This window comes from Gordonibacter sp. RACS_AR49 (assembly GCF_030418435.1).
GTDB classification, from domain to species: Bacteria; Actinomycetota; Coriobacteriia; order Coriobacteriales; family Eggerthellaceae; genus Gordonibacter; species Gordonibacter urolithinfaciens.
The window spans coordinates 295649-310095 of record NZ_JAIUDM010000003.1; the positions used below are offsets into that span (position 1 = coordinate 295649).

At 72.1% G+C, this 14447-nt stretch carries 13 protein-coding genes; 3 read left to right on the plus strand and 10 right to left on the minus strand.

Annotated elements, in window-relative coordinates; genetic code table 11:
• The first annotated feature begins 152 nt into the window (after positions 1-152).
• Positions 153-614, plus strand: coding sequence for a zinc ribbon domain-containing protein (locus LB310_RS08850; RefSeq protein ID WP_096227061.1), 462 nt, complete (start codon positions 153-155; stop codon positions 612-614).
• Here the strand turns inward: LB310_RS08850 and LB310_RS08855 are convergent.
• The 3 genes from LB310_RS08855 to LB310_RS08865 all read right to left on the minus strand — a co-directional run bounded on the left by LB310_RS08855 (position 583) and on the right by LB310_RS08865 (position 3056).
• Entirely contained in the window at positions 583-1527 is a 945-nt protein-coding gene (locus LB310_RS08855) for a helix-turn-helix transcriptional regulator (RefSeq protein WP_191412208.1), read from the minus strand. The genes LB310_RS08850 and LB310_RS08855 overlap by 32 nt on opposite strands.
• A 243-nt stretch (positions 1528-1770) precedes the next feature.
• The gene (locus tag LB310_RS08860; protein ID WP_238386248.1) at positions 1771-2646 is read right to left on the minus strand and encodes a patatin-like phospholipase family protein; all 876 of its coding nucleotides are present in this window, start codon (positions 2644-2646) and stop codon (positions 1771-1773) included.
• 47 nt (positions 2647-2693) lie between these two features.
• On the minus strand, positions 2694-3056 hold the full coding sequence (locus LB310_RS08865) for a transcriptional regulator (protein ID WP_301154935.1): 363 nt from the start codon (positions 3054-3056) through the stop codon (positions 2694-2696).
• Between the two features lie 220 nt (positions 3057-3276).
• Here LB310_RS08865 and LB310_RS08870 point away from each other — a divergent pair, with 220 nt between their 5' ends.
• On the plus strand, positions 3277-3402 hold the full coding sequence (locus tag LB310_RS08870; protein ID WP_274381303.1) for a hypothetical protein: 126 nt from the start codon (positions 3277-3279) through the stop codon (positions 3400-3402).
• Positions 3403-3420: 18 nt separating this feature from the next.
• Here LB310_RS08870 and LB310_RS08875 read toward each other — a convergent pair whose 3' ends face one another.
• The 4 genes from LB310_RS08875 to LB310_RS08890 all read right to left on the minus strand — a co-directional run bounded on the left by LB310_RS08875 (position 3421) and on the right by LB310_RS08890 (position 6522).
• Positions 3421-4182 carry a TatD family hydrolase gene (locus LB310_RS08875; RefSeq protein ID WP_301154936.1) on the minus strand — a complete coding sequence of 254 codons (762 nt, stop codon included), beginning with the start codon at positions 4180-4182 and terminating at the stop codon, positions 3421-3423.
• Complete coding sequence (locus LB310_RS08880) at positions 4179-4919, minus strand: tRNA threonylcarbamoyladenosine dehydratase (protein WP_278805550.1); 741 nt, start codon at positions 4917-4919, stop codon at positions 4179-4181. Before LB310_RS08880 ends, LB310_RS08875 begins: the two co-directional genes overlap by 4 nt.
• A 137-nt stretch (positions 4920-5056) precedes the next feature.
• Complete coding sequence (locus tag LB310_RS08885; RefSeq protein WP_278805549.1) at positions 5057-5584, minus strand: hypothetical protein; 528 nt, start codon at positions 5582-5584, stop codon at positions 5057-5059.
• Between the two features lie 29 nt (positions 5585-5613).
• On the minus strand, positions 5614-6522 hold the full coding sequence (locus LB310_RS08890; protein WP_087190299.1) for a patatin family protein: 909 nt from the start codon (positions 6520-6522) through the stop codon (positions 5614-5616).
• An 85-nt stretch (positions 6523-6607) separates the two neighbouring features.
• Between LB310_RS08890 and LB310_RS08895 the strand changes: the two genes are divergently transcribed.
• The gene (locus tag LB310_RS08895; RefSeq protein ID WP_087190298.1) at positions 6608-6844 is read left to right on the plus strand and encodes a glutathione S-transferase N-terminal domain-containing protein; all 237 of its coding nucleotides are present in this window, start codon (positions 6608-6610) and stop codon (positions 6842-6844) included.
• A gap of 70 nt (positions 6845-6914) precedes the next feature.
• Here LB310_RS08895 and LB310_RS08900 read toward each other — a convergent pair whose 3' ends face one another.
• From LB310_RS08900 to LB310_RS08910, 3 genes are all read right to left on the minus strand, one after another.
• Positions 6915-7994, minus strand: coding sequence for a hypothetical protein (locus LB310_RS08900; protein WP_087190297.1), 1080 nt, complete (start codon positions 7992-7994; stop codon positions 6915-6917).
• A gap of 271 nt (positions 7995-8265) precedes the next feature.
• Positions 8266-8685, minus strand: a complete 420-nt coding sequence (locus LB310_RS08905) for a DUF4145 domain-containing protein (RefSeq protein WP_162611506.1) — start codon at positions 8683-8685, stop codon at positions 8266-8268.
• A gap of 120 nt (positions 8686-8805) precedes the next feature.
• Entirely contained in the window at positions 8806-14223 is a 5418-nt protein-coding gene (locus LB310_RS08910; protein WP_301154937.1) for a DEAD/DEAH box helicase, read from the minus strand.
• Positions 14224-14447 lie beyond the last annotated feature (224 nt).

Genomic DNA, 14447 nt, shown 5'->3' on the forward strand with positions numbered 1-14447 from the left:
CAACACTCGAGAAGCTGGCGCGCTCCGCGGCCGCCACGCTCGGTCGGAAGCCCTTCCCCACGCGCAATGATTCGTTGCTTTACGCGTGGCGCGGCGCATGGTTCAATGGGTGCACGGCGGGAAGGCCGCCTGCCCCGATGAAAGGATGCCGCATGAGTGTTGGAGAGACGCTTGCCCGCATGCGCCGCGAGCGCAACCTCACGCAGGAGGACGTGGCGCGCAGGCTCTACGTCACCCGCCAAGCCGTCTCGCGCTGGGAGACCGGCGAGACCGAGCCGGGCGTGGACATGTGCAAGCTCATCGCCGCCACGTTCGACATGCCGCTCATGGAGCTGCTGGAGATGCCCGACGGAGACTACTGCCAAAGCTGCGGTATGCCGTTCTACCAAGAGGCCGACCACGGCAGCGAGGCAGGCGGCGGCCGTTCGCGCGACTTCTGCTCGATGTGCTACGAGGACGGCGCGTTCGTCCGCGACGAGACCATGGAGGAGCTCATCGAGGAGGCCGCCCCCCACATGGCCGCCGCCTGCCGCATATCGCGCGACGAGGCCGTGTCGTTCATGGGCGCGCTGCTTCCCCACCTCAAGCGCTGGGAGCAGGGGCAGGGCCGGTAGGGGCAGCGCAAGCGGGCCGCTCCCCCGTTGCGAGCGGCCTCACGGCGCGCATCTCACGGTAGCCGGCCGCGGGATCGGGCTCGTATTGAATGCGGGGGTGGTCGTCGTCCCAGGCATAGCCGATGGCGGCCGGGTCGTAGCGGTCCATGGCGCGCTGCACGGACTCCACGGCGTCCACGAAGTCCTCCTCGCGGAATGGCTCGCCCTGGAACGAGAGGTACGTGGCGGCGGGCAGGTCGACCACGTCGAAGCCGTTGGGCACGGGTCCCTCGAAGCCGGCGGGCATCTCCGCGCCCTGCACGTACACCGACGTGCCGGCGGGGCGGAAGCGTGGCGGCAGCCACAGGCTCACCGGCTCGCCGCCCAGCTGCTCCATGCTGGTGACAAGGCCCCACACCTGACATCCCACCTCCTCGCCGTACGAGAAGTAGTCGTGCGCCGACACGCCGCGCTTCAGCACCACGCGGCGCGCCGGCTTCTCGATCGTCTGCACCAGCACGTTTCTCGCCGCGTTCGCAGGGGCGGGCACGTGGGCGCGGCGCAGCTCGTCGAACTTCACGCCGTAAGGCACGAACAGGCATATGGGGACCGGGTCGGCCGCGTAGGCGCCGGGGTTGCAGCCGAACTCGCGGCGAAACGCCCGCTGGTAGCCGTCCACGCTGCCGAACCCCGACTCGAAGGCCACGTCGGCCACGCGCCGGCCCTCCTCGCGCAGCCGCGCGGCCGAATGCGTGAGGCGCATCCGGCGCTGGTAGTCGGCGGGGGTCATGCCCGTGAGCCGGCGAAACAGCCGGTAGGAATGCCACGGCGAGAACAGCGACACGGCAGCGAGGTCCTCAAGGGTCACCTCGTCCTCCACGTGCTCCTCAAGGTAGTCCTGCATCCGCTGCACTGCCTGCACCTGCTCGTTCACGCCGCACGCCCCTCTCCGCCGTTCGCTTTCCACCACCCGACGCCTGCACCCGTCCACTCTACCGGACGCACGCGCGGGCGCTCGACCGTTTTTGCCCTATTCCCACCGGAAGAACCGAACCGCCACCGCCGTGCACGCCACGACCACCGCTGCCAGCACGGCCAGCGTGAGCAGCCAGCCTCCGAGGAAGGCCGGCCACGATCCGCTCATCCGCACGCCGAACGCGTGCGTGGCGCGTGCGCGCTACCGCCCGAGGAAGCGCTCCCAGGCGGGCAGCTCCGCCTGCGCCTGCGCGCGGCCGCGCCGGAAGTTCGCCTGGAGCCTCGCCCGGTCGCGCTCGGTGCTGGCCACGCCCTGGTCGTTCGCGTAGAACACGTAGGCGCGGCCCTCCGCCTCCAGACGTGCGAGGCGGTCGAGCTCGGCGTTGTACCGACGCGCCCAGGTGTCCAGCGCCGCACGCATATGAGGACGCCGCCAGAAGAACACGTCGTAGAGGCGCTGGGGGCGCGTCCGGCGCCGGAAACCGCGAGGGCGCGTGCACACGACGAAGAAGCGCCGCAACCCGTCGGCTTCCGCGCGCGGAAGCATGATGCCGGCGCCGTCGCCGATGCCACCGTCGTACAGCGCCCGTCCGCCTATCCAGGTGGGAGGCAGGATGACAGGGTAGCTCGTGGAGGCGCGCACGCGTTCCATGAGCGCCCGCTCGTCGGGGAAGTCCCGGCGCGTGAAGTAAGCCGTGGCGCCGCTGTCGCGGTCGATGGCCTGCAGCGTGGCGCGCGCCGGGTTCGCCTGGAAGGCCGCGAAGTCGAACGGAAGCGCGTACCCGGGACGTGCGAGCGCGTGGCCGTGCAGGGCCGCGCGCACGCCGTCCGCGCCCGCGAACGGCGCGATCCACCAGCGCAGCGACAGGTCGTCGAGCGATGCGGTGAACGAAGCCTCCGCCCGCCGCACGTCGCGCGACAGGTAGTCGATCGTGTTCGTCGCCCCCGCGGAGAGCCCGTACACGTCGTCGAAGAACAGCCCGGTCTCCAACATGACCGCAAGCGCCCCGGCCGAGTACGAGTTCCGCATCCCGCCGCCCTCGAAGATGAGGGCAACGTCGCGCACCGTGCTCTCCATCAGGCCGCCCTCCCTTCTTCCCGTCGCCGGAACAGTGCCTGCGCGCCTCACAGCGCCGCGACCTCGCGGCGGAGCGCGGCGAGGTCGGGCGCCGGGCCCACGAGGCGGCGGTACAGGCGCTCCACCTGGCCGCGCAGCGCTATCTCGCGCGCCTCGCTCAGCACGAAGAACGACACGCGCAGGTACAGCTCGAGCTCCTGGGCGCTTTCCAGCTGCGCGGGGTCGGCCGAGGGGCGGGCCTGCCGCTCGTCCACGAGGGCGGCCAGCATGCCCTTCGTCACGCGCTGCATGCGCGCAAGGCTCTCCTTCCGGTCGCGGTACGCCCGGTACTGCGGCAGGAACAGCGCCGTGCACACGGCCAGCACCTCTGCGCACGCCGTGAACCACTCCGGCAGCGACCCGAGCTCCATGGCTCCTCCTTTTCGCAAGCTCTTTTTGAGCCACTATAGAAGCGCCTGCAAGATGGTATGCACTCACGGACGCATTCGTCACACCCCCGTGGTCACCGCGTAAGCCCGCAGGAGCCCACGCCACCCTGCGTGCACGGCGCAGATTCAGTGCGCGTACGCTTCGTGCCGATGATAAGATGAATTGCGAAAACCCACGCGACAGCGAAGGAGCGCCATGCCCATGCCGAACTACGACGGCCGCGTGTTCGTATCACTCGATTACGCGGGCGGCGATATAGTGCGCGGCCACCAATGGAGATTGCTCGGCTGGTACCTCGATCATCGAGGAGCAGGCGCCGGGCAATAGCGGAGTCGAACACGACGACTAGAGACCGAGCAGGTCGCGGCTCGTGTGCGCAATGCGCTCCGCAAGGGTTTCGGGGTCCTCGCGGCGCAGGCGGGCGATCTCGTCGAGGGCGCCTTCCAGCAGGCGGGCGAACTCCCCCGCCGGCACGGCCGGGCCGGCCTCGGGCGGCTCGTCGGTTTCCAGCAGCAAGCGGTCTCGCGGGATGGCCTGCGCGTAGGCGCGGCCGCGCTTCGAGGTCAGCATGTGCGGGCCCACGGAGAAGAAGCAGCCGAGCTTCGCGGCGCGCTGCAGCTCGTCGGACGTGCCGGAGAACCAGTGGAAGAGGCAGGCGCTGCCGTCGAGGACGCCGTGGCGCCCGAGGACGTCGAGCACGGCTCCCGCCGAGCGCACGGCGTGCAGGGAGAGCACCTTGCCGCCCTCCGCCGCGCAGGCTGCGGCGATACGGTCGAACGCCGCCACCTGCGCCCCGCGCGTCGCCACGTGCTTGGGGCTGAAGTCGAGCCCCACCTCGCCCACGTAGCGCGACGCGGCTGCGTTCGCGGCGGCGCACTCGGCGGCCGCCTCGCCCGCCGGCCCTTCTTCCACCCACCAGGGATGCAGCCCCACCCCCACGCGCACGTTGGGGCACGGCGCGAGCAGCCGCGCGGCCCGGTCGAAGCCCGCAGGCGTCACCGTCGCCGAGAGCGCGCCCGTCCCGCACGCCGCCAACCCGTCCGCGAGCGCGCGCGGATCGGCGTCGAAGTCCAGGTGGCAGTGCATATCGAACAGGCGATACCTCATGCGCGCCCGATCCCCGCCAACGTGCGGATCACCTCGCCGGCGATCATCTGGCCCATGATGGGCGGCACGTACGACGCCGTGCCGAGGTTCGACCGCTCGCGGCGCGCGGCGCCCTCGCGCACGGGCACGTCCACCGGCTGCTCGCACGAGTACAGCACGCGCAGGCTCCGGATGCCGCGCTTGCGCCCCTCCTTGCGCATGATGCGGCAGAGCGGGCAGTTCACCGTGTCGTACACGTCCGCCACGCGGAAGCACTCGGGGCGCAGCTTGTTCGCCGCGCCCATGCTGCTGATCAGGCGAAGCCCGCGCTCGTCGGCGTACTGCGCGATGGCGAGCTTCGCCGATATCGTGTCGATAGCGTCCACCACGTAATCCACGCCGCCGGCATGCGCGGCGATGAACGCCGGCACGTTCTCGGCCAGCAGGAACTCGTCGATCGCCTCCACCTGCGCCGCAGGGTTGATGTCGGCCACCATCGCGCGCGCCACGTCCACCTTCTTGCAGCCGATGGTGCTGTGGAACGCGATGGCCTGCCGATTGATGTTGCTGGCCTGCACCACGTCGTGATCGACCACGACCAGCCGGCCCACGCCGCCGCGCGCAAGCGCTTCCACGCAGTTCGAGCCCACGCCGCCCACGCCGAGCACCATGACGGTGGAATCCGCGAGCCGCGCCAGGCCGTCGCGCCCCATGATCAGTTCGAGTTTCGAGGTGGCGGTGTCGCCGGTTGCCGTCATGCGCTTCCTTTCTGTCGGCGACCATGGTAGCACCGCAGGGTGGCCGGCCGTCCGAAAAGCCGCCGAGAGCCCATCTTCGCCTCAAAAACACGATTCAGCCACCGAGGCGTGTTTTATAGCGAAGATGCCTCCGCGGATTACGTCCGCGCGCCTATCCCCAAGCGCGCAAGGTCGGCGATGAAGCGCTCGACGGGCAGGCCGAGGCCCTCGAAGCCGGCCGCCTTGCAGGGCATCCGCTCGTTCGCCAGGCGGCATAGCTCCGCCGGGAACGGATCGGCCGCCGCGTCGAGCGCAAGCGGGAGCGCCAGCAGCTTGTCCACCAGCACGTTCATGAACGCGACGGAACGCCGGCCGTGCGTGCGCGTGACCTCGGCCGCGCCGGCGAAGAACCGGTACGCCCCGATCGCGTCCTCGTCGAACCCCGAGGCGGCAAGCGAGGCGCGCAACGCTGCGAGCGCGACGGCCTCCCAATCGCGCCAATCCCCCGGCTGCATGCACGCGAAGGCCGCGAACCGGTTGCACGCGTTCGCCAGCAGCAGCACGTCGACCCCGCCGAGCGCCACACGGTGTGCCTCCCAGCAGAAGAGCGGCTCCTCCGGCTCGCCGTAAGGCGGCCGCGCAAGCCGCAGATGCCGCTGCAACGGTATGGTGATGCCCAGCTGCACCGCTCCGCCTCCTCCTTTCCCGCAGCGCCTCAGCCGCGCTGCAGCCACACTTCCCAGGCGTCGGCCTCGCGTTGGGCCTGGGCGTAGCCTTGGTCGTAGGCGCGGGACAGCTTCGCGTGGTCCGTCTCCCGGTTCGATACCGGCATCTCGTCGGGGTGGAACACGCAGGCGGCGCCCTCGCGCTCCAGGCGGTCCACCTCGTCGCAGAGGGCGTTGTAGGGCCGCCAGCGCTCGATGGTGCGCTCGGCCACCTGCGGATGGGTCCGGAAGGCAGCGCGGAACAGCGCCTGCGCGGCCGGCCGCGGCGGCTTCTTGCGGTAGCCGCGCGGCTGCGAGCGGATGATAAAGAACCGTTCGAACCCGTCGCGGCGCGCAGCGTCCAGTAGGATGCCCCGGCTCTCGCCCAGGCCCCCGTCCATGAACGTGCGCCCATCGATTACCGTAGGCGGCATGAACAGGGGCATGGTGGAGCTGGCCCGTACCCGCAGCATCATGTCGCGCAGCGTGGGGCAGTCGGCCTTCGTCCAGGCCACCGTCTCGCCGGTGTCCCAGTCGAAGCCCTCGATGTGCACGTCGGCGTCGCTGGCTGCGAACGTGTCGAAGTCGAACGCCATCACGGCGTCCGTTCCCGCCAGCTCCTCGGCAACGCCCTCGTACAGATACGGCGCGTTGAAGTAGCCATGCCCGCGCAGGAAGCTGCTAACACCGCCGAAGCGCGGGTCGCGCACGAGGTCGACGAACGACGCCTTCGTGCGTGCGATGTCGCGCGACACGTAGTTCACCGCGTGGCTCGAGCCGGCGGAGATGCCGTACACGCGCCCGAAGTGCAGCTGGCGCTCCAGCAGCGTGACCATGGCGCCCGCCGTGTAGCTGGCGCGCATGCCGCCGCCCTCGACGACGAGCGCGACGTCGGATATGTTGACCGTCAGGGTGCCCATGGGAGTATTATAGCTGTGCCGCGGGCTCTCCTGGGGGATGCGATACCGCGGCGTAGCCGAACGAGATGAGAGAGGAAACGCTACCATGGAGAAGCCGATTCTGTATTACTGGGCCCCGTGCCCCACCTGCTCCGTCCTGACCCATTTCGCCGAAGAGCACGGCATAGAGCTCGACAAGCGCGACGTGGAGCAGGAGGCCCCCTACCAGGAGCTCCTCGAGCTGGGCGGCAACGCCGACCTCATCCCCTACCTGTGGGACGGCGAGCGACTCGTCAACGGCAACGACGAGTGCCTGGCGTACCTGCGCGAGAAGTACCTTTAGGCAGCGGGCGAACCCGAGCAGGGGCGCCCCCGCAGCGATCTCTCGCGCAGGGCGCCCTCGTTCCCGCCGCTCACCGGGTTACGGCAACCGCGGCGCTGCCCGAGCTTTGGGTCGCCGAGCTTTGGGTCGAACTGGAGGACGAGCCGCCCGAATTCGGCTGCGTGGCGGAATCGTGCGAGCCGCTGCCGGACTGCCCGCTGCCGCCCGACCCGCTGCTGTCGCCCGTGCTGCCGCTGCCGGAGCCGTCCGACGAGCCCGACGAGCCCGAAGAGTCGCCCGAGGAACCCGACGAGCCCGAAGACCCCGAACCGCCCGATGCCCCTTGATCTCCGCCCGACGACGAGTTGTCGCCCGACGAGCCCGAGGACCCGTTCGGCGCCGTGTCCTTCGAAGGGTCGGTCGTGGAGGAATCGTTCGAGCCCGACGACGTTCCCTTGTCCGCCGGCTCATCCGAAGCATCCCCGCTTCCCGAGGAGTCCGACTTCTGGGCCTGCGATGACGAGGGGATGAGGGGCTGCGTCTTCGCGCCCACGCCCTGCCCGGTGGTGACGAGGTCGATGACGAGGGCGGACAGCGCGACGGCCACGATAGCGGACGCGATGGACACCGCCACCACTCGTCGCTGCAGCTTCTTCCTGTGTTCGCGGCGCTCGCGCGCCCGCTGCACCGTGGGGTCGTCGCGCAGGCCGGCATCGTCGGCGCGCGGCGTGCGCGAGCGCCGCGCCGCCTCGCGCGACCCGATGGAGTCCTGCGGCGAGAGGCGCGCCGTCTTCTCCGCCTGCGGGAGGGTTGCCGTCCTCCCCGCCGATCCGGCAGCATGCCGGGCGGCGGTCCGCCCCGACGGGTCCGGCCCTTCTGCCCCCGCATCGTCCGAGGCGCCCTTTGCGGGAGGCACGTAACCGGTCTCGCCCGGCTTCAGCTCGCGCAGCTTCTCGGCCGACGCGGTGAAGAACTTCTTGTACAGCTGCGATGCCACCGCCGACACGACGGAGCCCACGCCCACGCCGATCACGGAGCCGTAGATGCCTATTTGCGAGGCCAGCAGCATGGAGGTGACGGCCGCCAGCGCGCCGGCTACGACCTGCGCCACCGACAGGTCGTCGAACAGCCTGCCCCTCTTCGCCTTCCCGCCGCCCGCATCTCGCGCCATGCCGCAACCTCCTGTTCGCCTCGCGTCCGTTCCGGGGCCCTCGCCCCATCCGAACATACCGCACCCGCGCGCGACGGCGATGTTTTCCACCCAATTGCTACCGGCCGGCCATGAAACGTTCTTACCGGCTCCCCAACATCCGCGTATGCGCAGGCGGAAGGCTCGTGGCGAAACCATGCGGGATCGGCGCGGCGGCGGGTGACCTCGCGCTCGAGGCTGTGCGGGAAGGGCAGTGGGCATGCGGCGCGAAAGGCGCTTCGGCTTTCACGGCCTAGTCGCCCATGGCCATGCGGTAGAAGCTCGTGAGCTCTGCGTCCAGGCGGCGCATGAGCTCGGCATGCTGGCGCGGGTCCTCGCGGAAGTCCGTCTTGTGAACCGCCGCGTTGCCGTACGTGCGCACGGCGTCGTAAGCATCCCTGGACGCCGCGGGAATATTCTCCTGGCTGCACAGGAAGTCGACCTTCTCGTTCAGCGAGTACGTCGAGCGGCCGTTCCGCCGGCAGAAGATCTCGAACTCGGCGCCCCGTCCGAGCTCACGGTACCGCTCGACGAACGAGTCGGCTATCACCTCGATGATCTTTCTCATGTAGAACGCCGCCGCGTCGTACAGGCCCGCGTCGGCGGCGCGCAGGGCGCGCTCACGCAGCTCGTAGGCGCGTCGGTAGGCGTTGACGAACACCGGGATTGGCATGCCGGCTCTCCTTTCCCCAGGCCCGGGGCGCTGATTCCCAGGCCTTCTCAAACCGCTTTCGCGGCTCCTTCGGCTACAACTGCGCAGACCCTGGGCTGCGGCCACGCGCATCGGCCCCGGTCACTGCGCTCCCCGCGCGAACGGGTCCACGTAGAGCCGCATGCCGTCGGGCAGGCGGACGAGGCCCGCCCGCTGGAGGACGTCGGCGAACGGCGTGTCCAGCACGGGCCGGCCGTTGAACGATTCCACCACCACCTTCTTGCGGGAGCCCTCCGCCCCGTCGCGCCGCACCGCACGCGCCGCGTGGGCGACGAGGGCGCGAGCGGCCTCTTCGAGCGCCACCTCGTCCGCGGTGAAGGCCAACACGGAGCGCAGGCCCGCCGCGGCGTAGAGCACCGGCACGCCGTCGCGCATGGCCACGAGGCTCCCCGGCCGGCGCGCGGGGCGCGCAACCGAGGGCATGCCGTCAGGCGAGGCAGAGGAAGCGGCGCCGGAAGGAGCCGTAGGCGCGGTAGCATCGCCGCTAGCAGGGGCTTCAGATGCAGGAGCATCGCCGCCCGAGAGGGGCGGCCACGGCAGGCCGGCTCCGAACAGGCACGCAGGGTCGTCGGCCGCCAGCACCACGCATCCTCCGGCACCGGAGCGGCCGTCCCGCGCATCCCCTTCGGCCGCATAGGTGCGCAGCAGGTCCACCGTCTCGCGGGCGGCGAACTGCGCCGGGCCGAGGCCCTTCACGAACATGCCGCGCAGAAGGTCGCCGGCGTCCTCCATCGACCGCAGCACCGGCATGAGGGCGCCCAGGCCGCCGGGTACGCCGGAGAGCAGGGCCACGTCGCGCGCGAGCACGCCGTAACGGTCGAGGATCGACTCCACCAGCGCCACGGCGCGCACGGTATCGTTCTCCGGCGACGGCGCGAGCAGCGACCAACGGCCCGAGAGCGCCGCGCCTGCGGAGCCGACACCCACCACGGAGGCGCGCTCCGCGGCCTCGGCCCGCAGCCCGCCGGCCGCAGCGCCGCGGTAGCGCGAGCGCCGGCTGCCTGCGCGGCGCTTCGGCGCGGGGCGCGGACGCGTGCCCGAGGCCGCCGCCTCGGCCGCGCGCACCGGCGCGAACGTGTCGTTCGTGGCGCGCCCGCTCCACACCAGCTCCTGCAGCGCCGCGGCGATGGACGCCTCGTCGACGCGCTCGGGCTCCATCCGGCGCCGCACCGCATCGGCTATCTGGCGGAAGAACAGCCCGTAGCCGCTGGCGAGCGCCTCCACGACGGCCTCCTCCACCGACGGGCGCACGGCCGGCTCCACGTCCTCCGCTCCGGCCAACGCCGCATCGGCCTGCACGGGCGCGAGCGGCGAATCCGTGGGGTAGAAGGCCACGAGCGCAGGCGCCGCGGCAGCCTTCCCCGCCTTGCGCGCCCGCGGGCCCCCGTCCGCCGGCGGGGCGCCGTCCTCGCGGCGTCTCGCCGCCCACACCACCTCGCCTGCGGCGACGAGCTCGTCGAGCATCGAAGGCCGGTAGTCGCGCACCCGGCTGGGGAACACGTGGCCCTCCCAAGCCGCGGCCGGCAGGAACACGCCCTCGAACTGGGAGATGACCTGGGCTACCCCTTCCGTCCCCTCGAGCGTTCCCCCGCCCGTGCCCGCTCCCTGAAGATCCAGCACGTAGCGCGCATAGGCGCTCGCAGGCACCGCGCGCACGGCGGCGCGCGCCTTCGCGAGCGAGCGCGAGCGCAGGCGGCGGAACACCTCCGCCGACACCCAAGTGCGCTCGGCCCCCGTGATCGCAGCCACGGCCCCGACGCCCGCAGGCCCCGGCCCGTCCGCGCAGCCGAACCGGCCCTGCACGACCTTGCCGGCCGCGACTAGGCGGCGCAGGCTCTCGCGCGCCACCGAAGGCCCGATGCCGAGGCGTGCCGCCACCTCCGCCTCCCCGAAGGGACCGTGCGTGCGGGCGTAGCGCGCGACGAGGCCGTCCAGCGGTCCCGGGCCGTCGCCCGCGTCCGGCACCTCGAGGAACGCTGCGGGAACCCACGCGGGCGCCTCCGTCCCCAGCGCCTCGTGCAGGCGCCCCGCATCCTCCACGGCCGCCCAGCGCTCCACGCCGCCTATCATGGCCGGGAAGGCGCGCTTCGCGTCGCGCAGCTCCTCCAGCAGGGTGCGGGCCTCGGCAGGGGTGGCAGAACGCGAAGGCGTGGGAGCGGCTGCCGCGCCTTCGCAGGTTTCAGCTGGCGAGGCGTTTGAGTCTTCGGCCGCGGCGTCCCATGGGCGCTCCCGCCCGGCGAGGCGGCCGGAAGCATCGGCATCGCACTCGTCTTCTTGCCCGGGTCCAGGCGATCCCCCCGGCGCCTCCAGCCGCGCGGCCACCTCTTCCGCCGTGAGCGGGCCCAGCACGCGCAGCAGGTCGGCCGCGCCCTCCGCGCCGCGGGCGCGCCGGTCGGGCGCCAGGCGCTGCAGCTGCGCCTCTACCTGGGCCACCACCTGCGGGTCCAGCAGCTCGCCCAGGTCGGCCGAGCCCAAGAGCTCGCCCAAGAGCGCCGGGTCCAGCGACAGCAGCGACGCCTGGCGCTCCGCGTGCGGCAGGTCGCCCTGGTACAGGTGCTCGCCCACGTAGCCGAACAGGAGCGGGCCGGCGAAGGGCGACGGGATGCTCGTCTGCGCCTCCACCATGCGCACGGTGCCCTCCGCAAGCCCCTCCATGAGCTCGTGGAGCGCATCCAGGTCGTACACATCCTGCAGGCACTCGCGCGCCGTCTCCAGCAGTATCGGGAAGTCGCGCTCGCCGCGTGCCGCCTCCAGCAACTGGCCCGCCTTGAGGCGCTGCTGCCACAAGGGGGCACGCTTGCCCGGCTGCGTGGGCGACATGAGCAGGGCGCGCGCCGCGCACTCGCGGAACCGCGCGGCGAAGAGCGCCGTCTTGTCCACCCGGTCGCGTACGATGCGCACGAGCTCGTCGGGGTCGAACGCGAACAGCTCCGCCCCCGGCAGGCGCGTCTCGGTCATGGGCACGCGCAGCAGAATGCCGTCGTCGGCGGCCATGGCCTGCGGATCGAAGCCGAGCGTGCGCTCCACGCGATCCTGCACCGCCATGGCCCACGGCTCGTGCACCTGCCGGCCGTAGGGCGAATGCAGCATGACGCGCCAGTCGCCCGTCTCGTCCTCGCAGCGCTCCACCACGAGCGTCTTATCGTCCGGCACGACGCCGGTAGCCTCGCGCTGCGCGCACACGAGCGCGGCCAGGTTGTTCTGCGCGTCCTCGTCGAGGCCTGCAGCCGTCAGCCGCTCGCGCAGGGCGGGGTCGAGGCGCGAAGCCGCATCGGCGAGCAGGTCCGCGCCGGCTGCAGCCGCACCCGCCGCCCCTGCGAGCGCCTTGTCCGCGCCGGCGGCGGCTCCGTCCCCAAGTTCCCCGCCCCCGGCCCCCTCGTCCAGGCCGGCGGCCACGGCGCGCAAAAACGCCCCGCGCGCACGCCCGGTCTCGGCGGGGCGGCCCACGCCCTCGCCGTGCCAGAACGGCAAACGCGCAGAGCGGCCCGGCGCGGGTTCCACAATGACACGGTCGCGCGTGATCTCGCTGATGCGCCACGAGCTGGTGCCCAGCGCGATGATGTCGCCCACGCGCGACTCGTACACCATCTCCTCGTCCAGCTCGCCCACGCGGCGACGGCCCTCGTTGCCGTCGCCCTCGGGCAGCACCACCGAGAACATGCCGCGGTCGGGGATCGTGCCCGCCGCCGTCACGGCCAGCCGCTGGGCGGCAGGGCGCGGCGAGAGCTCCCCGCTCTCGCGGTTCCACACGATGCGCGGCGCGAACTCGGCCAGGTCGGCCGAGGCATAGCGCCCGGACAGCATGTCCAGCACCCCGTCGAACGCGCGGCGCGGCAGCTCAGAGAACGGCGCCGCCCGGCGCACCGTGGCGTACCAGCCGTCGGCGGTGGCGCCACCCATGGCCACGGCGGCCACCGTCTGCTGCGCCAGCACGTCCAGCGGGTTGCGCACGAGCGCGGTGGCCTCGATGGCGCCGGCGCGCATGCCCTCGGCCACCACGGCCGCGTCGATGACCTCCGTGCGCGTGCGCGGATAGATGGAGCCTGTCGACCGGCCGCCCACCTGGTGGTTCGCGCGCCCGATGCGCTGCAAGCCGCTCGCCACCGACGGCGGGGCGGCCACCTGCAGCACGAGGTCGATCGACCCCATGTCAATGCCCAGCTCGAGCGAGGACGTGGCCACCACGCAGGGCAGCTCCCCGGCCTTCAGCTCGCGCTCCACCTGCAGGCGCTTCTCCTTCGACACCGAGCCGTGGTGGGCCTTCGCGATGATCTCGGGCGCGCCCTGCGCGAGCTCGCTCGTGGACCCCAGGTCCGAGCGCAGGTGCGACGACGGCCCGCCGTCCGCCTGGCCGCCGGGCGCCATGAGGCCCTCGCGCTTCGCGTACAGCTCGTTCAGCCGCGCGGTGAGCTTCTCGCACAGCCCGCGCGAGTTCACGAACACGATGGTGGTGCGGTGCGCCAGCACCTCGTCAAGGATGGACGCCTCGATGAGCGGCCAGATGGACGACGTGCCCGCACGGCTGTCGGGCGTGGCTCCCCGGGGCTTGTCGCCGGCCATGAGCGAGCGCAGCGCCCGATCGGACTTCCACGCCTCCTCGGCCGGCGCGCGGCGCGGCCCGCCGCCCCGGCCGGCGCGCAGCCCGCCGGCGTCGGCGCCGGGGAAGGCCGGGATGGCCGTCATGTCGCGCACGGGCACCACCACGCGCACGTCCAGGTCGGGCCGCTCCTCGGCAGCGATCACGCGCACGGGGTGCGGCCCGCCCAGGAAGCGCGCCACCTCCTCGCGTGGGCGAACCGTGGCCGAGAGCCCGATGCGCTGCGCCGGGCGTTCCAGCAGGTCGTCCAACCGCTCCAAGCTAAGCGCCAGGTGCGCGCCGCGCTTGTTGCCGGCGAGCGCGTGCACCTCGTCCACGATGACGGCCTCCACGCCGCGCAGCACCTCGCGCGCCTTGGACGTGAGCATGAGGTAAAGCGACTCGGGCGTGGTGATGAGGATGTCCGGCGGGTTGCGCTGGATGGCCCGGCGCTGGTCGGGCGTGGTGTCGCCGGTGCGCATGCCCGTGTGCACGGCCGGCGCGGGGGCGCCTTCGTCGGCGAGCCGCCGCGCGATGCCCGCGAGCGGCGCCTGCAGGTTGCGCTCCACATCCGCCCCGAGCGCCTTGAGCGGCGACACGTACAGCACGCGCACGCCCCGCGGCGGCTTCGCGGCAGCGGGGCGTGCCTTCTCGCGCATGAGCGCGTCGAGCGCGAACAGGAACGCTGCCAGCGTCTTGCCCGACCCGGTGGGCGCGATGACGAGCGCGTTCTCGCCGCCCTCCACCGCCTCCCAAGCCTGCTCCTGCACGGGCGTGGGGCCAGCCGGAAACGCGTCGAGGAACCACCCGCGCACGGCTTCGGAGAACCGCATGAGGGCGTCCGGAGACGGGCGGGCCCCATCGTCCGCGCCCGCAGCAGCGGCGCGCGCGGCCTCGTCCTCGGCACGGTTCCCATCGTCCATGGCAGCCCGTCGCCCCCTTCCGGCTATCGTCGTACGGTCCTGCCCATCTTACCGCATATGCACCGTGCGAGGCGCCCGGCCGCCCCGGCCGTTGCGAAACCTTAGGACGCGCCCAAACGCCTATTGCAGAAGCGAGGTGGGGGGGCGGCATCCACCCCCCCCCCGACGTGCGCCCGCGCAGCCATACCCGCATCTCGCAGCCAGGCCCGCAGCGCAGCCGCAGC

Coding starts and splice junctions, on each gene's coding strand:
- LB310_RS08850 (WP_096227061.1), top strand. CDS start 153: ATGAGTGTTGGAGAGACGCTTGCCCGCATGCGCCGCGAGCGCAACCTC.
- LB310_RS08860 (WP_238386248.1), bottom strand. CDS start 2,646: ATGGAGAGCACGGTGCGCGACGTTGCCCTCATCTTCGAGGGCGGCGGG.
- LB310_RS08865 (WP_301154935.1), bottom strand. CDS start 3,056: ATGGAGCTCGGGTCGCTGCCGGAGTGGTTCACGGCGTGCGCAGAGGTG.
- LB310_RS08870 (WP_274381303.1), top strand. CDS start 3,277: ATGCCGAACTACGACGGCCGCGTGTTCGTATCACTCGATTACGCGGGC.
- LB310_RS08875 (WP_301154936.1), bottom strand. CDS start 4,182: ATGAGGTATCGCCTGTTCGATATGCACTGCCACCTGGACTTCGACGCC.
- LB310_RS08880 (WP_278805550.1), bottom strand. CDS start 4,919: ATGACGGCAACCGGCGACACCGCCACCTCGAAACTCGAACTGATCATG.
- LB310_RS08890 (WP_087190299.1), bottom strand. CDS start 6,522: ATGGGCACCCTGACGGTCAACATATCCGACGTCGCGCTCGTCGTCGAG.
- LB310_RS08895 (WP_087190298.1), top strand. CDS start 6,608: ATGGAGAAGCCGATTCTGTATTACTGGGCCCCGTGCCCCACCTGCTCC.
- LB310_RS08900 (WP_087190297.1), bottom strand. CDS start 7,994: ATGGCGCGAGATGCGGGCGGCGGGAAGGCGAAGAGGGGCAGGCTGTTC.
- LB310_RS08905 (WP_162611506.1), bottom strand. CDS start 8,685: ATGCCAATCCCGGTGTTCGTCAACGCCTACCGACGCGCCTACGAGCTG.
- LB310_RS08910 (WP_301154937.1), bottom strand. CDS start 14,223: ATGGACGATGGGAACCGTGCCGAGGACGAGGCCGCGCGCGCCGCTGCT.